Origin of the sequence: Streptomyces sp. NBC_01257 (genome assembly GCF_035917255.1) — a bacterium.
In the GTDB taxonomy this organism is placed as follows: Bacteria; Actinomycetota; Actinomycetes; order Streptomycetales; family Streptomycetaceae; genus Streptomyces.
Map to the genome: position 1 here is coordinate 1,975,696 of NZ_CP108472.1, position 23,348 is coordinate 1,999,043.

Annotated in this window: 18 protein-coding genes; 8 read left to right on the forward strand and 10 right to left on the reverse strand. The window is 69.4% G+C overall.

Going from position 1 to position 23,348, the window contains the following annotated elements:
* Positions 1 to 15 precede the first annotated feature (15 nt).
* Positions 16 to 1,782 (reverse strand): proteasome ATPase, encoded by a 1,767-nt coding sequence (gene arc / locus OG408_RS08165; protein ID WP_266776887.1) that lies wholly within the window; start codon positions 1,780 to 1,782, stop codon positions 16 to 18.
* Between the two features lie 241 nt (positions 1,783 to 2,023).
* Here arc and OG408_RS08170 point away from each other — a divergent pair, with 241 nt between their 5' ends.
* A complete protein-coding gene (locus OG408_RS08170) occupies positions 2,024 to 2,335 on the forward strand; it encodes a ferredoxin (protein ID WP_266776889.1) in 312 nt (103 codons plus the stop codon).
* 49 nt (positions 2,336 to 2,384) lie between these two features.
* Here OG408_RS08170 and OG408_RS08175 read toward each other — a convergent pair whose 3' ends face one another.
* The 3 genes from OG408_RS08175 to OG408_RS08185 form a co-directional block, all read right to left on the reverse strand.
* Positions 2,385 to 2,972, reverse strand: a complete 588-nt coding sequence (locus OG408_RS08175) for a hypothetical protein (protein WP_266776891.1) — start codon at positions 2,970 to 2,972, stop codon at positions 2,385 to 2,387.
* A gap of 257 nt (positions 2,973 to 3,229) precedes the next feature.
* Positions 3,230 to 4,135 carry a tRNA (adenine-N1)-methyltransferase gene (locus tag OG408_RS08180; RefSeq protein ID WP_266776893.1) on the reverse strand — a complete coding sequence of 302 codons (906 nt, stop codon included), beginning with the start codon at positions 4,133 to 4,135 and terminating at the stop codon, positions 3,230 to 3,232.
* Positions 4,136 to 4,196: 61 nt separating this feature from the next.
* Positions 4,197 to 5,447: a site-2 protease family protein gene (locus OG408_RS08185; RefSeq protein WP_266776895.1), complete on the reverse strand. Its 1,251-nt coding sequence runs from the start codon at positions 5,445 to 5,447 to the stop codon at positions 4,197 to 4,199.
* A gap of 172 nt (positions 5,448 to 5,619) precedes the next feature.
* On the opposite strand from OG408_RS08185, the gene OG408_RS08190 reads away from it, so the two are divergent.
* Positions 5,620 to 6,465 carry a RecB family exonuclease gene (locus tag OG408_RS08190; protein WP_266786028.1) on the forward strand — a complete coding sequence of 282 codons (846 nt, stop codon included), beginning with the start codon at positions 5,620 to 5,622 and terminating at the stop codon, positions 6,463 to 6,465.
* A gap of 9 nt (positions 6,466 to 6,474) precedes the next feature.
* On the forward strand, positions 6,475 to 7,146 hold the full coding sequence (locus OG408_RS08195) for a response regulator (protein WP_266776897.1): 672 nt from the start codon (positions 6,475 to 6,477) through the stop codon (positions 7,144 to 7,146).
* Between the two features lie 38 nt (positions 7,147 to 7,184).
* On the opposite strand, the gene OG408_RS08200 is transcribed toward OG408_RS08195, so the two are convergent.
* From OG408_RS08200 to metH, 3 genes are all read right to left on the reverse strand, one after another.
* Positions 7,185 to 8,780 (reverse strand): ABC transporter substrate-binding protein, encoded by a 1,596-nt coding sequence (locus OG408_RS08200; RefSeq protein WP_285573270.1) that lies wholly within the window; start codon positions 8,778 to 8,780, stop codon positions 7,185 to 7,187.
* 362 nt (positions 8,781 to 9,142) lie between these two features.
* Positions 9,143 to 9,844: an HAD family hydrolase gene (locus OG408_RS08205; protein ID WP_266776901.1), complete on the reverse strand. Its 702-nt coding sequence runs from the start codon at positions 9,842 to 9,844 to the stop codon at positions 9,143 to 9,145.
* 120 nt (positions 9,845 to 9,964) lie between these two features.
* On the reverse strand, positions 9,965 to 13,477 hold the full coding sequence (gene metH / locus OG408_RS08210) for a methionine synthase (RefSeq protein ID WP_326669129.1): 3,513 nt from the start codon (positions 13,475 to 13,477) through the stop codon (positions 9,965 to 9,967).
* A 219-nt stretch (positions 13,478 to 13,696) separates the two neighbouring features.
* Between metH and OG408_RS08215 the strand changes: the two genes are divergently transcribed.
* The 5 genes from OG408_RS08215 (at position 13,697) to OG408_RS08235 (ending at position 19,528) form a co-directional block, all read left to right on the forward strand.
* Positions 13,697 to 14,479, forward strand: coding sequence for an IclR family transcriptional regulator (locus tag OG408_RS08215; protein ID WP_266786029.1), 783 nt, complete (start codon positions 13,697 to 13,699; stop codon positions 14,477 to 14,479).
* Positions 14,480 to 14,710: 231 nt separating this feature from the next.
* Entirely contained in the window at positions 14,711 to 15,502 is a 792-nt protein-coding gene (locus OG408_RS08220; protein WP_326669131.1) for an MIP/aquaporin family protein, read from the forward strand.
* 58 nt (positions 15,503 to 15,560) lie between these two features.
* The gene (glpK, locus tag OG408_RS08225; protein WP_266776907.1) at positions 15,561 to 17,102 is read left to right on the forward strand and encodes a glycerol kinase GlpK; all 1,542 of its coding nucleotides are present in this window, start codon (positions 15,561 to 15,563) and stop codon (positions 17,100 to 17,102) included.
* Between the two features lie 7 nt (positions 17,103 to 17,109).
* Positions 17,110 to 18,723 carry a glycerol-3-phosphate dehydrogenase/oxidase gene (locus OG408_RS08230; protein WP_266776909.1) on the forward strand — a complete coding sequence of 538 codons (1,614 nt, stop codon included), beginning with the start codon at positions 17,110 to 17,112 and terminating at the stop codon, positions 18,721 to 18,723.
* A 133-nt stretch (positions 18,724 to 18,856) separates the two neighbouring features.
* Positions 18,857 to 19,528 (forward strand): FadR/GntR family transcriptional regulator, encoded by a 672-nt coding sequence (locus OG408_RS08235; RefSeq protein WP_266776911.1) that lies wholly within the window; start codon positions 18,857 to 18,859, stop codon positions 19,526 to 19,528.
* 93 nt (positions 19,529 to 19,621) lie between these two features.
* On the opposite strand, the gene OG408_RS08240 is transcribed toward OG408_RS08235, so the two are convergent.
* Genes OG408_RS08240 through OG408_RS08250 form a run of 3 tightly spaced genes read right to left on the reverse strand, consistent with a single transcriptional unit; the run spans position 19,622 to position 23,234 of the window.
* Positions 19,622 to 20,674 (reverse strand): ABC transporter permease, encoded by a 1,053-nt coding sequence (locus OG408_RS08240; RefSeq protein ID WP_266776913.1) that lies wholly within the window; start codon positions 20,672 to 20,674, stop codon positions 19,622 to 19,624.
* A complete protein-coding gene (locus OG408_RS08245; RefSeq protein WP_266776915.1) occupies positions 20,671 to 22,191 on the reverse strand; it encodes a sugar ABC transporter ATP-binding protein in 1,521 nt (506 codons plus the stop codon). Before OG408_RS08245 ends, OG408_RS08240 begins: the two co-directional genes overlap by 4 nt.
* 2 nt (positions 22,192 to 22,193) lie before the next feature.
* The gene (locus OG408_RS08250) at positions 22,194 to 23,234 is read right to left on the reverse strand and encodes a sugar ABC transporter substrate-binding protein (protein ID WP_266776917.1); all 1,041 of its coding nucleotides are present in this window, start codon (positions 23,232 to 23,234) and stop codon (positions 22,194 to 22,196) included.
* Between the last annotated feature and the right edge of the window lie 114 nt (positions 23,235 to 23,348).

The window sequence follows — 23,348 nt, forward strand, 5'->3', positions numbered from 1 at the left end:
CAGCCGGTGTGCGTTCTAGAGGTACTGCCCGGTATTCGCCACCGTGTCGATGGAACGACCGGTGTCCGCGCCCTGCTTTCCGGTGACGAGTGTGCGGATGAAGACGATCCGCTCACCCTTCTTGCCGGAGATCCTGGCCCAGTCGTCCGGGTTGGTGGTGTTCGGCAGGTCCTCGTTCTCCTTGAACTCGTCCACGCATGCCTGGAGGAGGTGGGAGACGCGAAGGCCCTTCTGGCCCTGTTCGAGGAAGGCCTTGATGGCCATCTTCTTGGCCCGGTCGACGATGTTCTGGATCATCGCGCCGGAGTTGAAGTCCTTGAAGTACAGGACTTCCTTGTCGCCGTTGGCGTACGTGACCTCGAGGAAGCGGTTCTCCTCGGACTCGGTGTACATCCGCTCGACGACCGACTGGATCATGGCGTGAGCCGCCGCCTCCTTGGAGCCGGTGTGCTCGGCGAGGTCGTCCGCGTGCAGCGGCAGCGAAGGCGTGAGGTACTTCGCGAAGATGTCCTTCGCGGCCTCCGCGTCCGGACGCTCGATCTTGATCTTCACATCGAGACGGCCGGGCCGCAGGATCGCGGGGTCGATCATGTCCTCGCGGTTGGAGGCGCCGATGACGATGACGTTCTCCAGGCCCTCCACACCGTCGATCTCGGCGAGCAGCTGGGGGACGATGGTGTTCTCCACGTCCGAGCTGACACCGGAACCGCGGGTGCGGAAGAGGGACTCCATCTCGTCGAAGAAGACGATGACGGGGGTGCCCTCACTCGCCTTCTCACGGGCACGCTGGAAGACCAGGCGGATGTGACGCTCGGTCTCGCCGACGTACTTGTTGAGGAGCTCGGGGCCCTTGATGTTCAGGAAGTAGCTCTTTCCGGCGGGCTGGCCGGTGACTTCGGCGACCTTCTTGGCAAGGGAGTTGGCCACTGCCTTGGCAATGAGTGTCTTGCCGCAGCCGGGCGGGCCGTAGAGCAGGATGCCCTTCGGCGGCCGCAGTTCGTGTTCCTTGAAGAGGTCCGGGTGGAGGTAGGGGAGCTCGACCGCGTCGCGGATCAGCTCGATCTGGTCGCCCAGGCCACCGATCTTGTTGTAGTCGATGTCCGGGACTTCTTCGAGGACGAGTTCTTCGACCTCGCTCTTGGGAACCACTTCATAGACGTAGCCGGACCTGGGTTCGAGCAGCAGGGCGTCGCCGGGACGGATGGTGATGTCCAGCAAGGGCTCGGCGAGCCGCACCACCCGTTCCTCGTCGGTGTGCCCGACCACCAGGGCTCGTTCGCCGTCCTCAAGGATCTCCTTGAGGGTGACGATGTCCCCGGCCCGCTCGAATTCCATGGCGTCGACCACGTTGAGCGCTTCGTTGAGCATGACTTCCTGGCCGCGCCGGAGGTCCTCGAGCTCAACACTGGGACTGACGTTCACCCGGAGCTTGCGGCCCCCGGTGAAGATGTCGCAGGTGCCGTCCTCGTTGGCGTGCAGGAACACTCCGAAGCCGGCCGGCGGCTGTGCGAGCCGGTCGACCTCCTCCTTGAGAGCCACGATCTGGTCGCGGGCCTCCCGGAGTGTGCTTGCGAGCCGCTCGTTCTGCGCGGACACGCCTGCGAGGTTGGTCTGCAACTCGACGATCCGCTCTTCGAGAATCCTCGTATGACGCGGAGAGTCGGCGAGCTTACGTCGCAGGACGGCGATTTCCTGCTCGAGATAGGCGACCTGGCCGGCTGGGTCATCGGACCCCCGCCCGGGCCGGATGCCGCGGTTGATGTCGTCGTCGTGGGCTGCCACGGTCCTCACCTCCTCCAAGGGGAGCTGGACGCTTCCTGACCCTACCTGGGTGGGTGATGATTGAAACCCCTAGATCACAAAGACTCTGGGGTGTGTCCGATCTTCACCCTTGCGCTCTCCCTCGTGTCAGGGGAATACCCACCCTTCAACATCGGAAAGCGGCCGGTTGTATCGTCGAACTGTTCAACACCCGTCAGGGCTGGCTTTTTTTGGTTCGGATACGCAGGAAACGGCAGGAGAAATGACCGTGCAGCAGGACGCTCCCACCGGCAGCGAGACGCAGGACCTGGAGGTCTGGATCGACCAGGACCTCTGCACGGGGGACGGCATCTGTGTGCAGTACGCGCCCGAGGTGTTCGAGCTGGACATCGACGGTCTCGCGTACGTGAAGAGCGATCAGGACGAGCTGCTCCAGCACAAGGGCGCGACCACACCGGTCCCGCTGCCGCTCCTCCAGGACGTCGTCGACTCGGCCAAGGAGTGCCCGGGCGACTGCATTCATGTACGACGCGTTTCGGACAGCGTCGAGGTCTACGGCCCCGAGGCCGCCTGACCGCTCCGGCCGCCGTCCCGGACGGGGCGGCGGACACGCGCGGTGACGGTCAGACGCCGGCCCCGGCCGGTTCCTCGGACTGGCTGCTGCGCACGAAGGCGCCGTTCTGCCACTGCCAGGTGACCTTCTCCTGCTCGTCGGGGCAGCAGGAGGGCACCGAGGGCGAGGAGTAGCCGAGGAGTGTGGCAGCGATGACGCCGTCACTCACCGTGAAGTCCCCGACGCTCTTCGACTGGGCGGGGTCCACCAGGGTCGCGACGATCCTCGGTGCGGCCCCGCTTGTCTGCGTGAGGACGTAGACGCCGCTGGGCGGGGTACCGGATCCGGCCGCGCAGTGGACCACGGCGACGGTTTCCGGACGTCCGTCGCCGTCGAGGTCGCCCGGGGCCTGCTTGGCCACGGTGGTGCCCACTCCGCCGCACTTCAGGGGGAAGGCGGCGCGGGCCGGGTCGGGTGCGGCGACGGGGGCGGCCCCGTGCTGCGCGGTGGTGCGGTGGGGGGTGGAGGCCGAGGCGCGCGCGTCGGGCTGGAGCAGGCCTGCGGCCGCGACGACGGCGGCCATGGCCGCCGCGGTGGCGAGCCAGTGCATCGGCGAGGTGTCGGTGTGCGCGAGGTCCGGGAGCGCGGAGGTCTGCACGCGGGATGTCTCCTGTGGTCCTGTGGTGCGGAATGCCGGAAAGGCGGTGCCGTCGGCGGGACGTCGGCGGCGGGGTGGGGGTGGCCAGCATCGTGCCACACCTCACACGGCAGCGGAACGGTGGGGTCGCCACGGATCGCTTCCCCGTCCGTCACCCGCCGTGCGGCCAACGAAAGGGCGCCGCCGCCGGGTTCCCGGGTCGGTCCGGGAACCCGGCGGCGGCGCCGGTACGTCGGGTGCGGGGGCGGTGCTCCCGGCTACTCGGCGGCGGAGCCGCTCTGGCTGCCGGGGCCGGTGTAGTCCTCGCCGTAGGCGCCCTTGGAGGGGCGGCGACGGCGCGGCGGGGCCTGGACGCCGTCGGCCAGCCGGCGGGCGGTGACGAGGAATCCGGTGTGGCCGATCATCCGGTGGTCCGGGCGGACGGCGAGACCCTCGACGTGCCAGTTGCGGATCATCGACTCCCACGGCTGCGGTTCGGCGAAGCACCCGATCTCACGGATGGACTCGACCGTCCGCGAGAGCTGGGTGGTGGTCGCGACGTACGCGCAGAGGATGCCGCCGGGGACGAGCGCCTTGGAGACGACGTCCAGGCACTCCCAGGGGGCGAGCATGTCCAGGACGACGCGGTCCACGTCGGTTTCCGTGAGGTTGTCCTGGAGGTCGCCGACGGTGAGCTGCCAGGCGGGGTGCGGGCTGCCGAAGTAGCGCTCGACGTTCTGCTGGGCGATCTCGGCGAAGTCCTCGCGGCGCTCGTAGGAGTGCAGCATGCCCTGCTCGCCGATGGCGCGGAGCAGGAAGGTGGAGAGCGCGCCGGATCCGACCCCGGCCTCCACGACGCGGGCGCCGGGGAAGATGTCGCCGAAGGCCAGGATCTGCCCCGCGTCCTTGGGGTAGACCACGGCGGCGCCGCGGGGCATGGACAGGACGTAGTCGGGGAGCAGGGGGCGCAGCGCCAGATAGACGACGTTCCCCGTGGTACGGACAACACTGCCCTCGGGAGCACCGATCAGCTCGTCGTGCGAGAAAGAACCCTTGTGGGTGTGGAAGTTCTTTCCGGCTTCGAGCGTGAAGGTGTAGTGGCGTCCCTTGGGATCGGTGAGCTGGACCTGGTCCCCGACCTTGAAGGGCCCACGTCGGCGGGCGGCACCGGTCGGTTCAGACATGTGACCAGCGTACCGGTGTTTCCCGGGGCTCCGACCGCCTGCCCGGCGGGGTGCGCGGGGGTCAGGCGGCGGGGCGTGCCATGGCGGCGACGAAGGCGCGCTCGACGTCGGCGGTGGACAGCACCCCGTAGATCGCGCCGGTGTCCTCGACGACGAGGTACTCGGTGGCGGGGCTGGCCTTGAGGCGGTCCAGGAGTGCCTCGCCGGCGAGTTCGGCGGGGACCTTCATGCCGTCGGTGAGGTCCTGGGCGAGGCCGCCGACGGCGACCCAGGGACGGCGGTGCTCGGGGACCCCGACGATGGCGGCCTCCCGGACGACGGCCTGGGGTTCGCCGGTCGCGTCGACGACGACGAGGGCGCGGGCCCCGGCCTCGTTGGCCCGGCGCAGCGCCTCGGACAGCGGGGTGTCGGCCTCGACCGGGACGGCTCGCCTGGTGAGGGCGCGGGCCTGGAGGTCGGGGAGGTGTTCGCGGAGCCGGGCCATGCGCAGGCTGTTGCCCGCGCCGGTCCAGATGATCGCGGCGAGGATCGCGGCGAGCAGGGCGTCGGTGACGGTGTCCATGCCGCTGATGTCGCGGTTGCTGCTGCCCAGGGACCCGGTGTGGGTGAGGAGGGGGAGGCCGATGAGGGTGATGACGGCGAGCGCGCGGCCGACCCAGGCGGCGGCGACGGTGCCGCTCATCGGGCGGCCGGTGATCTTCCAGACGACGGCGCGGAGCATCCGGCCGCCGTCGAGCGGGAGGCCGGGCAGGAGGTTGAACGCGGCGACGATGAGGTTGGAGATCATCAGTCCGCCGAGCAGGACGCCGGGCACGGTGCCGGCCTCGACGAACTTCATCGGGATGTAGAAGACCCCGGCGAGGACGAGGGAGAGCAGCGGGCCGACGAAGGCGAGGACGAATTCGCGGCCGGGGGTCTCCGACTCCTTCTCGATCTCCGAGACGCCGCCGAAGAACTGGAGCTGGATGCGGCGGACCGGGAGCTTGTAGCGCAGGGCGGCGACCGTGTGCGCGAGTTCGTGGACGAGCACGGAGGCGTAGAAGGCGATCGCGAAGAAGAGGGCTACCAGGTAGCGCGCGGCGCCGAGGTCGGGCAGGACGCGGTCGAGCTGGCCGCCGAACACCCAGGTGATCAGGGCGGCCACCACGAACCAGCTGGGTGCGACGTAGACGGGCACTCCGAAGGGGCGGCCCATGAGGATGCCGCCCCCGGGATCCTCCCTGCGTCCCGGTGCGCCCTTGTCGGGGCCGTCGCCGGGGTCGGCTCCCCCTGCGCCGGGCTGCGGCCGCCCGCTGTTGCCGCTCTCGTCCACGAGGTCCCTTCGGTCGGTGCCGTTTCGGCACGATCATGCAGTGTTCGAGGGTCTGTGGTCGATGGTATGCCGGTTGGTGTCAGTGGCGGGTCGTAGGGTCTTCGTCATGACCTCTGTGCCGCGGCCGCCTCAGCCGCCCTCGTCCCTTTCGCCGTCGCGGGCGAGCGATTTCATGCAGTGCCCCCTGCTGTACCGCTTCCGGGTCATCGACAAGCTGCCGCAGAAGCCCAGTGAGGCGGCTACCCGGGGCACGCTCGTGCATGCGGTGCTGGAGCGCCTCTTCGACAATCCGGCGCAGGAGCGCACCCCGGGGCGGGCCACGGCTCTGATCCCGGGTCAGTGGGACCGGCTGCTGGAGTCGAAGCCGGAACTGTCGGAGCTGTTCGCCGAGGACCCGGAGGGCGAGCGGCTCGCGGGGTGGCTGTCGGAGGCGGAGCGGCTGGTGGAGCGCTGGTTCTCGCTGGAGGACCCGATGCGGCTGGAGCCGGCCGAGCGGGAGCTGTTCGTCGAGACCGAGCTGGAGTCGGGGCTGCGGCTGCGCGGGGTGATCGACCGGATCGACGTGGCGCCGACCGGCGAGGTCCGGATCGTCGACTACAAGACCGGGAAGGCGCCGCGTCCGGAGTACGCGGAGGGCGCGCTCTTCCAGATGAAGTTCTACGCGCTGGTGATCTGGCGGCTCAAGGGTGTGGTGCCGCGCCGGCTCCAGCTGGTCTATCTCGGCAGCGGCGACGTGCTGACGTACGACCCGGTGGTGGCGGACCTGGAGCGGGTGGAGCGCAAGCTGCTGGCACTGTGGGAGGCGATCTCGCTGGCCACGGAGACGGGCGAGTGGCGGCCGCGGCCGACGAAGCTGTGCGGCTGGTGCGACCACCAGGCGCTCTGTCCGGAATTCGGCGGGACTCCCCCGGTCTATCCGCTGTCGGTGCGCCCGGCGGAATCGGGACAGGATGTCCAGGGCAGAATGGATCCGGTCCGGGCTGAGGCCGGCCGGCCTGAGGTCCTTGAAGGACATTGAGGAGATCCCGTGGCTATCCGCGTCCTACTGGTCGACGACCAACCGCTGCTGCGCACCGGCTTCCGGATGATTCTGGAGGCGGAGGGTGATCTCGCGGTGGTGGGCGAGGCCGGTGACGGTCTCCAGGCGCTCGACCAGGTGCGGGCGCTCCAGCCCGACGTGGTGCTGATGGACATCCGGATGCCGCGGATGGACGGCGTCGAGGCGACCCGTCAGATCACCGGTCCCGGCCGGGACGGTCCGGCGAAGGTGCTGGTGCTGACGACCTTCGATCTCGACGAGTACGTGGTGGAGGCACTGCGCGCCGGCGCGAGCGGCTTCCTGCTGAAGGACGCCCCGGCCAATGAGCTGGTACAGGCGATCCGGGTGGTAGCGGGCGGCGAGGCGATGCTCGCCCCGAGCATCACGCGCCGGCTGCTCGACAAGTACGCGGACCATCTGCCGTCCGGCGAGGATCCGGTCCCGGACACGCTGCACACGCTCACGGACCGCGAGGTCGAGGTCCTGAAGCTGGTGGCGCGCGGTCTGTCGAACGCGGAGATCGCCGCGGACCTGTTCGTCAGCGAGACCACGGTCAAGACGCACGTGGGCCATGTGCTGACGAAGCTGGGGCTGCGCGACCGGGTGCAGGCCGCGGTGTACGCGTACGAGAGCGGACTGGTGCGCCCCGGCGCTCAGTGACCCGGTGGGGCCCGGCACCGGGGCGGTGTCCCGGCCGGTCAGCCGCGGCCGAGCTCCCAGAGCTGGAGGTCGGCGGAGGAGTTGACCGCCCACTCGACGCCGGTGAGGCCCTCGCGGGAGGCGACGTACTGCTTGCCCTGCCAGACGGGGAGGACGGGGACGTCCTCGGCGACGACGTCCTGGAGCTGCTGGAAGGTCCTGGCGGCGGCGCTGCGGTCGTCCTCGCGGCGGGACTGCGGGATGAGGGTCTTCTGGGCCTCGGCCGACCGGTAGGGCGAGTTGAGGAAGTTGTCCTTGTCGAGGAACGGCGCCGTGTAGTTGTCCGGGTCCGGGAAGTCGGGGAACCAGCCCATGCCGTAGGCGGCGTAGTCACCGCGCACCTCGGCCGGCCGGTACTTGGCCCAGGGGGTGCCCTCGACGGAGATGTCGAACAGGCCGGTGTCGTTGAACTGCTTCTTCAGCATCCGGTACTCGGCGGCGGTCGCCTCGCCGTAGTGGTCGGTCGTGTAGTGCAGGGTGAACTTCACCGGGGTGTGGATCCCGGCGTCCTTCAGGATGGCGGCGGCCTTCGCGGTGCTGGGCTCGCCGTACTTGTTGAAGAACGAGTTGGTGTGCCCGGTGATGCTGGTCGGGATCAGTGAGTACAGCGGTTCGGCCGTGGTGCCGTACACCTCGCTCGCGATCCGGCCGCGGTCGATGATCTGGGCCATGGCCTGGCGGACCGCCTTGTTCTTCACCGCGGGGTCCTCGGTGTCGAATCCGAGGTAGCTGATCGCGAGGCCGGGCATCTCGGTCAGCTTGATGTCATCCTCGGGCTTCTCCAGCATCCGCCGGGACTGCTCGGGCGACATGGTGCGGGTCATCATGTCGATCTTCTTCTCGTCGAGCGCCTTGCCCATGGCGGTGGCGTCGGGGAAGAGATCGAGTTCCACCTTGTCGTTCAGCACCTTCAGGTCACCCTTGTACCGGGGGTTCCTGGTGAAGACGACTTTCACGACCTGATCGTTCTTCACTTCCGGCTTCATCGTGTACGGGCCGGAGCCGTCCACCTGGAAACCGTCGCGCGCGGAGGCCGCCGGGTATTTGTCCTTCTGGACTATTCCGGCGGGCGGTGTGGCGAGCTTGTACGGGAAGGTCGCGTCCGACGTCCGGAGGTGGAATACGACTTCGCGATCGCCCTTGGTCTCGACGGTGTCGATGTTGTTGAGCAGCGCGACGGGCCCGTTGGTGGACTTGATCCGGATGACGCGGTCGATGGAGTACTTGACGTCCTCGGCGGTGACCGCGCTGCCGTCGGCGAATTCGAGTCCCGCGCGCAGCTTGCAGCGGTAGCTCTCGTTCGCGGTGTCCGTGAAGGTGCAGCTCTCGGCCGCCTCGGGCACCGGCAGGCCGCCGCCGCGCGGGACGTGCATGAGGGTCTGCACGGTCTGCCGCAGCACGTTCCAGACGCCGGCCTCGTAGCCGATGGCCGGGTCCAGGGGTGCCGGGGCGTCCGTGGAGGCGACGAACTGGTCCGTGGTGCCGACAGCGATGGCGCCGTCGCCCTCGCTCCCGCCGTCCGACACACCGCAGGCGGCGAGTACGGGCGCGAGCAGGCCGACGACGGCCGGCAGCACCAGAGTCTTGCGGTTCATCGTGGTCGTTCTCCCTCATGCGGTCATGGAGAAAACGACATTAGTAGGCGTCGCCGGCAATGCCGGACCGGTGCCGCTGCGGCGTAATCGGAGCGTGTACGGAATCGGTGGCGAGCCGATTTCCGGTTCCCGGAATGATTCGTACAGAGATTCATCAATCGGGACACTTGGGTACAAGGAACGGGCAGCACGGAAGGGCTCGGGGACTTATCGGCGCGCGAATGAGTGACAAAGGTCACGCGGTGGACACTTTTGCGAATTTGACATGTCCCCGACTTATCCACACTCGGGCGCAACATAAAGCGCACGGCCGCACGCGAGAGCTTTTCCATTCATTCACAGAAATACTCTCGGTATGCGGATCAGCGCATACCGGTGACCAGTCCCCTGAGAAATGCGAGATCGACTTCTTCGAGCGAACCGACGACCACCCGGCCGGCCGCCGGTGCGATCGGCGACACGGACGGTACGGCCACCACCCGGCACCCCGCGGCCTCCGCGGCGGCCACACCGGTCGCGGTGTCCTCGATGACGGCACAGAGCCGGGGATCGGCCCCGAAGCCGCTCGCGGCGGTGAGATAGGGCTCGGGGTGGGGCTTGGTGCGGGTCACCTCGTCGCCCGCCACGGTGAGCGCGAAGTGGTGCCGGCCCACCGAGTCCAGGACCCGTTCGATGATCCGCCGGTGCGAGGCGGAGACCAGCGCGGTCGGGATCTCGTGCTGGGCCAGCTCGGCGAGCAGCCGGGCGGCGCCCGGCATCAGCGGCACCCCGGCGGCGATGCGCTTCTCGAAGCGGTCGTTGAGCAGCACGGTCAGTTCGTCGAGGGTGACGTCCGCACCGGTGACGTCCATGAGGTACCCGGCGCTGCGCGTCATCGGGCCGCCGACGACCACGTCCTTCCACGCCTCGTCCAGCCGGTGCCCCAGATCGGCGAAGACCGACACCTCGGCGTCCCACCAGAAGCCCTCGGTGTCGACCAGGGTGCCGTCCATGTCGAGGAAGACGGCCTGAAGGGCGCCACCCTCGGCCGTACGGGTCAGGGACGCGGGGATCGTACTGGTCATCCGGCACACCTTCCATGAGGGACGAGAAGGCCGGCCACCTTTCCCGGGAGGGAGGGCGACCGGCCTGCACTGGACCGACCAGTGTACGACTCGTACGGCTACCGCGCGTCGAACGGCGTCTTACCGCGCGTTGAAGTACTTCGCTTCGGGGTGGTGGATGACGATCGCGTCGGTGGACTGCTCGGGGTGGAGCTGGAACTCCTCCGAGAGGTGCACACCGATCCGCTCCGGCTGGAGCAGGTCGGCGATCTTCGCGCGGTCCTCCAGGTCCGGGCACGCGCCGTAGCCGAGCGAGAACCGCGCGCCCCGGTACTTCAGCGCGAACATGTCCTCGACCTCGGACGGGTCCTCGCCGGCGAAGCCGAGCTCCGAGCGGACCCGGGCGTGCCAGTACTCGGCGAGGGCCTCGGCGAGCTGGACGGACAGGCCGTGCAGCTCCAGGTAGTCGCGGTAGGAGTTGGCCTCGAAGAGCTTGGCGGTCTCGCCGCCGATCCTCGAACCGACGGTGACGACCTGGAGGCCGATCACGTCGGTCTCGCCGGACTCCTCCGGGCGGAAGAAGTCCGCGAGGCACAGCCGGCGGCCCCGGCGCTGGCGCGGGAAGGTGAAGCGGGTGCGCTCCGAGCCGTCCTCGTGGAGCAGGATCAGGTCGTCGCCCTTGGAGACGCAGGGGTAGTAGCCGTAGACGACGGCTGCCTCGAGGAGGTTCTCGGTGTGCAGCTTGTCGAGCCAGCCGCGCAGGTGCGGGCGGCCCTCGGTCTCGGCCAGCTCCTCGTACGTCGGTCCGTCGCCGGCCCGGGCCTGCTTGAGGCCCCACTGGCCCTTGAAGAGGGCGCCCTCGTCCAGCCAGGAGGCGTACTCCTTGAGCTGGATGCCCTTGACGACCCTGCTTCCCCAGAACGGCGGGGTGGGGACGGGGTTGTCGACGGCGACGTCCGAGCGGACGCCCTCCTCCGGCTCCTCGACCTCCAGCACGGCCGTGTCCCGCTTGGGCACGCGGCGCTGCTTGAGCTCGGGGAGGACGGCACCCGGGACGCCGCGCTTGACCCCGATGAGCGCGTCCATGAGACGCAGCCCCTCGAAGGCGTCCCGCGCGTAGCGGACCTCGCCCTCGTAGATCTCGTGCAGGTCCTGCTCGACGTAGGCGCGGGTGAGGGCCGCGCCGCCGAGGATGACCGGGTAGTCGGCCGCCAGCTTGCGCTGGTTCAGCTCCTGGAGGTTCTCCTTCATGATCACGGTGGACTTGACCAGGAGGCCGGACATGCCGATGACGTCGGCGCGGTTCTCCTCGGCGGCTTCCAGGATCGCGGAGACGGGCTGCTTGATGCCGATGTTGACGACGTTGTAGCCGTTGTTCGACAGGATGATGTCGACGAGGTTCTTGCCGATGTCGTGGACGTCGCCGCGGACGGTGGCCAGGACGATGGTGCCCTTGCCCTCCGCGTCCGACTTCTCCATGTGCGGCTCCAGATGGGCCACCGCGGACTTCATGACCTCGGCGGACTGGAGCACGAAGGGCAGCTGCATCTGGCCGGAGCCGAAGAGCTCGCCGACGACCTTCATGCCTTCCAGCAGGGTGTCGTTGACGATGTCGAGGGCGGGCCGGGTCTGCAGGGCCTCGTCGAGGTCGGCCTCAAGACCCTTCTTCTCGCCGTCGATGATCCGGCGCTGGAGGCGCTCGTCGAGCGGCAGGGCGAGGAGCTCCTCGGCCTTGCCCTCCTTCATCGACTTCATGTTGACGCCCTCGAAGAGCTCCATGAGCCGCTGCAGCGGGTCGTACCCCTCGGCGCGGCGGTCGTAGATCAGGTCGTGGGCGACCTTGACCTGCTCCTCCTCCAGCCGGGCGATGGGCAGGATCTTCGAGGCGTGCACGATCGCGGAGTCCAGACCGGCCTTGACGCACTCGTCGAGGAAGACGGAGTTCAGGACGACGCGGGCCGCCGGGTTCAGCCCGAAGGAGATGTTGGAGAGGCCCAGCGTGGTCTGCACCTCGGGGTGGCGCTTCTTCAGCTCACGGATCGCCTCGATGGTGGCGATGCCGTCCTTGCGGGACTCCTCCTGCCCGGTACAGATGGTGAAGGTGAGGCAGTCGATGAGGATGTCCGACTCGTTGATGCCCCAGTTGCCGGTCAGGTCCTCGATCAGCCGCTCGGCGATGGCGACCTTGTGCTCGACGGTGCGGGCCTGGCCCTCCTCGTCGATGGTCAGCGCGATCAGCGCGGCGCCGTGCTCGGCGGCCAGCTGGGTGACCTTGACGAAGCGCGACTCGGGGCCGTCGCCGTCCTCGTAGTTCACGGAGTTGAGGACCGCGCGCCCGCCGAGCTTCTCCAGCCCGGCCCGCAGCACCGGCAGCTCGGTGGAGTCCAGCACGATCGGCAGCGTGGAGGCGGTGGCGAAACGGCCGGCCAGTTCGTTCATGTCGGCGACGCCGTCGCGGCCGACGTAGTCGACGCACAGGTCGAGCATGTGCGCGCCCTCGCGGATCTGGTCGCGGGCCATCTCCACGCAGTCGTCCCAGCGCGCCTCCAGCATGGCCTCGCGGAACTTCTTGGACCCGTTGGCGTTCGTTCGCTCACCGATCGCGAGGTACGAGGTGTCCTGGCGGAACGGCACGGTCTGGTAGAGCGAGGCCGCGCCGGGCTCGGGGCGCGGGTCGCGGACGGCGGGGGTGAGACCGCGGGCCCGGTCGACGACCTGGCGCAGATGCTCGGGCGTCGTACCGCAGCAGCCGCCGATCAGGGAGAGGCCGTAGTCGCTCACGAAGGCTTCCTGCGCGTCCGCCAGCCCCTCCGGGCCGAGCGGGAAGTGCGCGCCGTCCTTGGTCAGGACGGGCAGGCCCGCGTTCGGCATGCACATCAGCGGGGTGCGCGAGTGCCGGGCCAGATAGCGCAGGTGCTCGCTCATCTCGGCCGGGCCCGTCGAGCAGTTCAGCCCGATCAGATCGATGCCCAGGGGCTCCAGGGCGGTCAGCGCGGCGCCGATCTCGGAGCCGAGCAGCATGACGCCGGTCGTCTCGAAGGCCAGCGAGCAGATCAGCGGCACGTCGGCGCCCAGGGCCTCCATCGCGCGGCGTGCGCCGATGAGGCTGGACTTGGTCTGGAGCAGGTCCTGCGTGGTCTCCACGATCAGGGCGTCCGCGCCGCCGGCGAGCAGGCCCTCGGCGTTCTGCTGGTAGCCGTCCCGCAGCACGTCGTACGCGATGTGGCCGAGCGACGGCAGCTTGGTGCCGGGGCCGACGGAGCCGAGGACCCAGCGCTGGCGGCCGTCCTTCGCACCGAACTCGTCGGCGACCTCACGGGCGATGCGGGCGCCCGCCTCGGACAGTTCAAAGATCCGGTCGGCGATCTCGTACTCGTTCGCCGCCGAGTGGTTCGCGCCGAAGGTGTTCGTCTCCACGCAGTCCACACCGACCGCGAAGTACTCCTCGTGCACGGAGCGCACGATGTCGGGGCGGGTGAGATTCAGGATCTCGTTGCAGCCTTCGAGGTTCTCGAAGTCCTCCAGCGTGGGGTCCTGTGCCTGGAGCATGGTGCCCATGGCACCGTCGGCCACCACCACGCGGGTGGCGAGCGCCTCGCGGAGGGCTGCGGCTCGGTTCCGGCTGTCGGCGGAAGGGGTCGGCGACGAGGCCATGGATGTACTCCCAGGGATGCGACGGCTGTCGGCTTTGCGTCTTCGGCGGAAGGCGCACCCGGCCAGGGTAGCGGGGCGGCGTCCCGGACCGTCACTCTGTCCCACGAATCGGACGGCATGGCTTCCCGCGGCCGTCCGGACCGGTGAGGTGCCGCAGACTTCCCTAGTGATCGAGCATGGGTCGGCATCGACCGATAGTGTTCAGCATTGTCGAACATGATGGAGGAGTACGGCGCGATGGCCAAGAACATCCAGTCGCTGGAGCGGGCGGCCGCGATGCTGCGTCTGCTGGCGGGCGGCGAGCGGCGGCTGGGGCTGTCCGACATCGCCTCCTCCCTGGGCCTGGCCAAGGGCACCGCGCACGGCATCCTGCGCACGCTCCAGCACGAGGGCTTCGTCGAGCAGGACGCGGCGTCCGGCCGTTACCAGCTGGGGGCCGAGCTGCTGCGCCTGGGCAACAGCTATCTGGACGTGCACGAGCTGCGGGCCCGCGCCCTGGTCTGGACGGACGACCTGGCCCGGTCCAGCGGCGAGAGCGCCCACCTGGGCGTCCTGCACCAGCAGGGCGTGCTGATCGTCCACCACGTCTTCCGGCCGGACGACAGCCGGCAGGTCCTGGAGGTCGGGGCCATGCAGCCGCTGCACTCCACGGCCCTGGGCAAGGTGCTGTCCGCCTATGACCCGGTGGCCCACACGGAGGCCCTGGAGGCCGAGCGGCAGGCGTTCACGCCCCGCACCGTCACCGACCCGGAGGAGTTCGAGTCGATGCTCGACCTGATCCGCGCGCGCGGCTGGGCGGCCGACGTGGAGGAGACCTGGGAGGGCGTGGCCGCGGTGGCCGCCCCGATCCACGACCGGCGCCGGATGCCCGTGGGCGCCGTGGCCGTGACCGGAGCCGTGGAGCGGGTCTGCGCGGACGGCGAGCTGCGTCCGGACCTCGTGGCGGCGGTACGGGACTGCGCCCGCGCGGTCTCCCGGGATCTGGGCGCCAGGCGCTTCTGAGCACGCCTCCGGATCACGCGTAACGATCGAGTTATAGAACACACAACCCTTGACGCCTCTCTCACCTGGGAGAAACACTGCCGTTCATCGGTCGGCATTGTCGAACAGCTAACGGAAATAAGCGTTAGGGTGTGACAGTGCCAAGGGCCGGCAACGTCCTCACATGAGGGCGCGGACCACCGGAGGGACCCGGGGTTCGGCTTCCCTGGACGAACGACAAAGGAGTCGCGGGTGTCCAGCTCCGACATCTTCATCGGCGAGACCATCGGTACCGCCGTACTCATCCTGCTCGGCGGCGGTGTCTGTGCCGCCGTGACGCTCAAGCACTCCAAGGCGCAGAACGCCGGCTGGCTCGCCGTCACCTTCGGGTGGGGGTTCGCGGTCCTGACCGGCGCCTATCTGGCCGGCGGCGTGTCCGGCGCGCAGCTCAACCCTGCCGTCACCATCGGTCTGGCGATCGAGGGCGGCACCAAGTGGAGCGACGTACCGCTGTACCTCGGCTCCCAGCTCCTCGGCGCGATCATCGGCGCGGTGCTGGTCTGGCTGACCTACTACGGGCAGTTCCGCGCCCATCTCACCGACCCGGAGGTCCTCAAGGCCCATACGGGTGAAGAGGGCATGGTCGACAAGGCCGCGGCCCCCGCGGCCGGACCGGTCCTCGGCGTGTTCTCCACCGGCCCCGAGATCCGCAACGCCGTGCAGAACGTCGTCACCGAGATCATCGCCACCGTCGTGCTGGTCCTGGCGATCCTCACCCAGGGCCTCAACAACGAGGGCAACGGCCTCGGCACGCTCGGCGCCCTGATCACCGCACTGGTGGTCGTCTCGATCGGTCTCTCGCTCGGCGGCCCGACGGGCTACGCGATCAACCCGGTTCGCGACCTCGGTCCGCGTATCGTGCACGCGCTGCTTCCGCTGCCGAACAAGGGCGGATCCGACTGGGGCTACGCGTGGATCCCGGTCGTCGGACCGCTCATCGGCGGCGCGATCGCCGGCGGGCTCTACAACGTCGCCTTCGCCTGAGCCGCAGAGCCCAGAGCCGTCACCCCCACGACCACACAGACTTCCGGGAGAGCACACCGTGACCGACGCACACACCACCGGCACCCACGGCACCGGGCCGTTCATCGCCGCCATCGACCAGGGCACCACGTCCAGCCGCTGCATCGTCTTCGACAAGGACGGCCGGATCGTCTCCGTCGACCAGAAGGAGCACGAACAGATCTTCCCGAAGCCGGGCTGGGTCGAGCACGACGCGACCGAGATCTGGGAGAACGTGCAGGAGGTCGTGGCGGGCGCCATCGTCAAGGCCGGCATCACCGCCGCCGACGTGAAGGCGATCGGCATCACCAACCAGCGCGAGACCACGCTGCTCTGGGACAAGCACACCGGTGAGCCCGTCCACAACGCCCTCGTCTGGCAGGACACCCGCACCGACGCGCTCTGCAAGGAGCTCGGCCGCAACGTCGGCCAGGACCGCTTCCGCCGCGAGACCGGCCTGCCGCTCGCCTCGTACTTCGCCGGGCCCAAGGTCCGCTGGCTGCTCGACAACGTCGAGGGGCTGCGCGAGCGCGCCGAGCGCGGCGACATCCTCTTCGGCACCATGGACTCCTGGGTCATCTGGAACCTGACCGGCGGGACCGACGGCGGGGTGCACGTCACCGACGTCACCAACGCCTCGCGCACCCTGCTGATGAACCTGCACCGCATGGAGTGGGACGACAAGATCCTCTCCTCCATCGGCATCCCGGCCGCGGTGCTGCCCGAGATCCGTTCCTCCGCCGAGGTGTACGGCCACGCCAAGGGCGGCGTGCTCGACGGCGTGCCGGTCGCCTCCGCGCTCGGTGACCAGCAGGCCGCGCTGTTCGGCCAGACGTGTTTCGCCGAGGGCGAGGCCAAGTCGACGTACGGCACCGGCACCTTCATGCTGCTGAACACCGGCGAGACGCCCGTCAACTCCTACAACGGGCTGCTGACCACGGTCGGCTACCAGATCGGCGACCAGAAGCCGGTCTACGCCCTGGAGGGGTCGATCGCCGTCACCGGTTCGCTGGTGCAGTGGATGCGCGACCAGATGGGCCTGATCCAGTCCGCGGCCGAGATCGAGACCCTGGCCTCCTCGGTCGAGGACAACGGCGGCGCGTACTTCGTGCCGGCCTTCTCCGGCCTGTTCGCCCCGTACTGGCGGCCGGACGCCCGCGGCGTCATCGCCGGTCTCACCCGCTACGTCACCAAGGCGCACATCGCCCGTGCCGTGCTGGAGGCCACCGCCTGGCAGACCCGCGAGATCAGCGACGCCATGACGAAGGACTCCGGCGTCGAGCTGACCGCGCTCAAGGTCGACGGTGGCATGACCTCCAACAACCTGCTGATGCAGACCCTCGCCGACTTCCTGGACGCACCCGTGGTGCGGCCCATGGTCGCCGAGACCACCTGCCTCGGCGCCGCCTACGCCGCCGGCCTCGCCGTCGGCTTCTGGCCGGACACCGACGCGCTGCGCGCCAACTGGCGCCGGGCCGCCGAGTGGACCCCCCGCATGGACGCGGACACCCGCGACCGTGAGTACAAGAGCTGGCTCAAGGCCGTGGAACGCACCATGGGCTGGCTCGAGGACGAGGAGTAGAAAGACAATGACCACCCTGCAGAGCGTCCCCGCCCTCGGGACGCATCCGGCCTCCGGCTCCCTTCCGAGCCGCGCCGAGACCCGGGAGCAGCTTTCCAAGGCGACGTACGACCTCCTGGTGATCGGCGGCGGAATCCTGGGCATCTCCACCGCCTGGCATGCCGCGCAGTCCGGACTGCGGGTGGCCCTGGTGGACGCCGGTGACTTCGCCGGCGCCACCTCCTCCGCCTCCTCCAAGCTGCTCCACGGCGGTCTGCGCTACCTGCAGACCGGCGCGGTGAAGCTGGTCGCGGAGAACCACTTCGAGCGGCGTGCGGTGTCCCGTCAGGTGGCCCCGCACCTGGCCAACCCGCTCACCTTCTACCTGCCGGTCTACAAGGGCGGGCCGCACGGCGCCGCCAAGCTCGGCGCGGGCGTGTTCGCGTACTCGGCGCTGTCCGCCTTCGGCGACGGCGTCGGCCATGTGATCAGCCCGGCGAAGGCGCAGCGCGACGTGCCGGAGCTGCGTACGGACAACCTGAAGGCCGTCGCGGTCTACGGCGACGACCAGATGAACGACGCCCGGATGGCGCTGATGACGGTCCGTGCGGCCGTCGAGGCGGGGGCGACCGTCCTCAACCACGCGGCGGTGACCGGGCTGCGCTTCACCCGGGGCAGGGTGACCGGCGCCGAGCTCCAGGACCGCACGGACGGCACGGAGTTCGGCGTCACCGCCCGGCTGGTGCTCAACGCCACCGGGCCGTGGGTCGACCACCTGCGGAAGATGGAGAACCCGGACGCGGCTCCGTCGATCCGGCTGTCCAAGGGCGCGCACCTGGTGCTCAGGCGCACCCGCCCCTGGAAGGCCGCGCTGGCCACACCGATCGACAAGTACCGCATCACGTTCGCCCTGCCGTGGGAGGACATGCTGCTGCTCGGCACGACGGACGAGGAGTACGAGGGCGATCCGGCGGATGTCGCGGTGACCGAGAAGGACACCGCGCAGATCCTGGACGAGGCGGCGTTCTCCATCCGGGACCAGCAGTTGTCGCGCGATCTGATCACGTACTCCTTCGCGGGGCTGCGGGTGCTGCCGGGCGGGCCCGGTGACACCTCGAAGGCGAAGCGCGAGACGGTGGTGACGGAGGGCCGCGGCGGGATGCTGTCGGTCGCGGGCGGCAAGTGGACGACGTTCCGCCACATCGGCCGCACGGTGATGAACAAGCTGGCCACGCTCCCCGGGCACCCGCTCGGCGAGGACATGGAGCCGGTCTCGCGGCTGCCGAGGAAGCTCCCGCTGCCCGGTATCGCCAACCCGAACGCGGTGGCGCACCGTCTGCTGATCGATGGCGGTACGCCGGGTCCGCGGATGTCGGCCGACACGGCACGGCACCTGGCCACGCACTACGGTTCGCTGTCGTTCGACATCGCGCGGCTGGCCAACGAGAGCCCCGCGCTCGCCGAGCGCATCCACCCCGACGCCCCGGAGATCTGGGCCCAGGTCGCCTACGCGCGCGACCACGAGTGGGCCGAGACCGCGGACGACGTGCTGCGCCGGCGGACCACGCTGACGATCCGGGGACTGGCCACGGACGAGATCCGGGCCGGTGTGGAGTCGGTGCTCGGCGACCGGAAGAGCTGACCTGTCACAAGGCCGGGGGCGGCGTCCGGGGGGACGCCGCCCCCGGCCTTGTGTGCCGATTCCGCCGATGGGCGCACGGGCCGTCGCCGGGGACGCATAATGGTGCGATACATCGGATGTCTGGAGGTCGCCCATGGCTGTCACTGACGAGGCCATCGAGAAGATCAAGGGAATGATCGTCTCGGGTGCGCTACGGCCCGGCGATCGTCTCCCCAAGGAGAGCGAACTCGCCGCGGAGCTCGGCCTGTCCCGCAACTCGCTGCGGGAAGCGGTGCGCGCCCTGTCGCTGATCCGCATTCTCGATGTGCGCCAGGGCGACGGCACGTATGTCACGAGCCTCGATCCGCAGCTGCTGCTGGAGGCGCTCAGCTTCGTCGTGGACTTCCACCGCGACGACACGGTGCTGGAGTTCCTGGCGGTCCGCCGGATCCTGGAGCCGGCCGCGACGGCGATGGCGGCGAGCCGGATCAGCGAGGAGCAGCTGGACGTGCTCAGCGCCCAGCTGGACGCGCTGGGCGAGCGCCCGTCGGTCGAGGAACTGGTCGCCTGCGACCTGGAGTTCCACCGCGGGATCGTCCAGTCCTCCGGCAATTCGGTGCTCTGCTCGCTGCTCGACGGGCTGTCGGGCCCGACGACCCGGGCCCGGGTCTGGCGCGGTCTGACGCAGGAGGACGCGGTGAGCCGCACCCTCCATGAGCACCGGGCGATCCTCTCGGCGCTGCGGGACGGCGACGCGGAGGCCGCGCGGGCGTGGGCGACGGTGCATGTGGCCAGCGTGGAGCAGTGGCTGCGCTCGACGCTCTAGCCGCGGGCGCGGGGCCTGCCGGGGCCCCGCCCCGGACCGAGAACGCCGGACGGGCCGAGGGGCCCGTCCGGCGTCCTGGGTGCGATGCGGCTGTCAGTCCTGTTCCTCGCGGCTGGCATAGCGCGAGGCGACCAGGGCGATGATGATGATGGCGCCGTTGAGGAACTTCTCCCACTGGCCCGGAACACCGGCCAGGGTCATCACATTGACGACCAGCCGAAGGGTGAGTACGCCGGTGAGCGCGCCGAATATGGTGCCGCGGCCCCCCTTCAGACCGATCCCGCCGATCACGGCGGCCGCCATGACGTCGAAGATCATGTCCTTGCCCTGCGTGGCCCCGACCGAACCGTAGTGGCCGGTGTAGAGGATGCCGGCGAAGGCGGCGAGCAGCCCGCCGACCGCCAGGACGATCCAGGTGACGCGGTCGACGCGGATACCCGCGGCGCGGGCGGCCTCCGGGTTGCCGCCGATCGCGTAGAGCGAGCGCCCGTGCCGCGTCCAGGCCAGCACCGCGCCGCCGGCGGCGAACAGCGCCAGGCAGATCCAGACGGCCGCCGGCGCGCCGAGCCAGGAGGCCTTGCCCAGGTAGCTGAAGGAGGACGGGACGTCGATGATCGACTTGCCCTCGGTGATGCCGTTGTGGAGACCCCGCAGCATCATCAGCATGCCGAGCGTCGCGATGAACCCGTTGACGCGCAGTTTCAGCATCAGGAAGCCGTTGAAGGCGCCGATCACCACGCCCGCCAGCAGGCAGAGCGGGACCGCTGTCCAGCCCGGCATCACCCCGAGACCGGCGAACCGGTCGCCTCCGCCGGGCAGCACCAGCCACAGCGCGATGACCGGTGCGATACCGATCGTCGACTCCAGCGACAGGTCCATCCGTCCGCAGATCAGGATGAAGGCCTGGGCGAGCACCAGCAGGCTGAGCTCGGAGGACTGCTGGACGACGTTGATCAGGTTCTGGGAGGTCAGGAACACCGGCGAGACGATGAATCCGACCAGCATCACCACCAGGATCACCGGCACCAGCGAGAAGTCGCTCCACCGGATCAGCTTCAGCCGGTCCAGCGGGCGGTCGCCCGCGACCGGGCCCTTCAGCGCGCTCTCGATGTCTTCGGCCGCCGGAGGCCTTACCGTGCCGGTCATTCCCTTTCCCCCACACCTTCCATGGCGGCGACGAGTTCTCCGTCGGCCCACCCGCTTGCGAATGTCTCGACCACCCGTCCGTGGAACAGGGCGAGTACGCGGTCACAGACCCGTAGGTCGTCCAGCTCGTCGGAGATGATCACTGCGGCGTTCCCCTCGTCGGCGACCTGCCGTACGACCCCGAGGAGCGAGTCCTTGGACTTGACGTCCACGCCCGCGGTGGGCCGGACCGCCACCAGCACGCTGGGCTTGCGGGCCAGCGCGCGGGCGACCACCACCTTCTGCTGGTTGCCGCCGGAGAGCCCGGAGACGGGCTGCTCGGGCCCCTGGGTCTTGATGTCCAGCGAGCTGATCATCGTCCGGGCGAACTCCCTGGTGCGGGAGGGCAGTACGGTCCCCCACGGTCCCAGCTGGTCGGTGACCGTGAGGGTGGCGTTCTCGGCGACGCTGCGCCCGAGGACGAGGCCCTGGTCGTGCCGGTCCTCGGGTATGTAGCCGATCCCGGCGTCCAGGGCGTGCGGCACGCTGCCCGAGCGCACCGCCGTGCCGTGCACCCGGACCGTGCCGCCGTCCGCCTTGCGCATGCCCGCCAGCACCTCGCCCAGCGCGGTGTTGCCGCTGGCCGCGGAACCGGCCAGGCCGAGCACCTCACCGGGGCGCACCTGGAGGTCCAGCGGCTCGAACCAGTCCTCCAGGGCGAGCCCCTGGACGCTCAGGACGGGTTCGGCCGACGGGTCGGGCGGCGTGGCCGTGCCGGCCGCGTGCCAGGCGACGGCGCCGCCGGACTTCTCCCCCGTCATCGCCGACACGAGCTCGTTCTTCTCGATGTCGGCGACCGGGGCCGTCAGTACGTGGCGGGCGTCGCGGTAGACGGTGACCGCCGTGCACAGCTCGTACACCTCCTGCAGATGGTGGGAGATGAAGAGGAACGCCACCCCCTGGCTCTGCAGTGCGCGGAGCTTGTCGAAGAGCCGGCCGATGCCGCGGGCGTCGAGCTGGGCGGTCGGCTCGTCGAGGATGATCAGCCGGGCGCCGAAGGACAGCGCGCGGGCGATCTCGACGAACTGCCGCTGCTCGACGTCGAGATCGCGCGCCCGGGTGTTCGGGTCGACCTGGACGCCGTAGTCGGCGAGGAGCTGCTCCGCGCGTCTGCGCAGCCTCCCCCAGCTGATCCAGCGGGAGTTGTCGTCGAACCGGTTGAGGAAGAGGTTCTCGGCGACGGTCAGATCGGGCACGACCATGGACTTCTGGTAGACGCAGGCGACCTTCGACTGCCAGGCCGAGGTGTCCCCGAAGGCGGGCGCGGGCTGCCCGCCGAAGGTGACCGTGCCCGCGTCCGCCTTGTGGAGTCCGGTCAGCACGCTGACCAGCGTCGACTTGCCCGCGCCGTTGCGTCCGACGAGTGCGTGCGACTCACCCGGCAGCACGGTGAGCTTCACGCCGTCGAGCGCCACGGTCGGCCCGAAGCGTTTGACGACGCCTTCCGCCTGTACGGCAGGAGGGGGTGCCTGGTCCATGGCTAGCTCTTCTTCTCCAGCTGGTTGGCCCACAGCTTCGGGTCGTCGACGTTGTCCTTCGTCACCAGGGGCGCGGGGAGCTGGTCCTCGAAGCCGTTCGGGATCTTGATGATGGTGGAGTCGTGGTCGGTCGGGCCCGCCTTGAAGGTCTTCCCGTCCAGCGCCGCCTTCGCGTAGTACAGCGCGTACTTCGCGTACAGGTCGGCGGGCTGGGAGATCGTCGCGTCGATCTTCCCGGCCTTGATGGCGTCGAACTCCTCCGGGATGCCGTCGTTGGAGATGATCGTGATGTGGCCCGGCGTGCCGGCCGGCTTCAGCAGCTTCTTCTGCTCCAGGAGCGCGAGGGTGGGCTGCAGGAAGACACCGCCGGCCTGCATGTAGATGCCGTTGATGTCGGGGTGCGCTGCCAGGGTCGACTGGAGCTTCGCGGAGGCGACGTCGCCCTTCCAGTCGGTGGCCAGCTCGAAGACCTTGATGCCCGGGTAGTCCTTGTCCATGCAGGCCTTGAAGGCCTCGGACCGGTCGCGGCCGTTGATCGAGGAGAGGTCGCCCTGGAACTCGACGACCTTGCCCTTGCCCTTCAGCTGCTCGCCGAGGTACTTGCAGGCGTTCGTGCCGTACGCCTTGTTGTCGGCGCGCACCACCATGTAGATGCTGCCCTTGTCCGGGCGGGTGTCGACGCTGATGACGGGGATCTTCTTGTCGTTCAGCGTGTTGAGCGACTCGGCTATCGCACCGGTGTCCTGCGGGGCCATCACCACGGCCTTGGCGCCCTGGTCGGTGAAGGTCTGGACGTTGGCGACCAGCTTGCCGATGTCGTTCTGGGAGTTGGTCAGCGGCAGTGCCTTGACCTCGCCGCCCTTGACGCCCTTCTCGATGTAGTTCTGGTACGAGTTCCAGAAGTCGCTGTCGCTGCGCGGCAGGTCGATGCCGACCTTGCCGCCACCCGCACCGTCGTCCGATGATTCGCGGTTGCAGCCCGCGAGGGCAGTGACGGCCAGCAGTACGGCGCAGGCCGCCGCACTCGTCGTACGCACTCTCATTGGTGTCCCGTTCCTTTGTGGAGTACCGGCTCGAAGGATCTGATGGCATTGCGGGGGTGCGTGGTGCAGGTGGTGCAGATGGTGTGAGACATGCGGGCCGGACCGTCCGAGCCG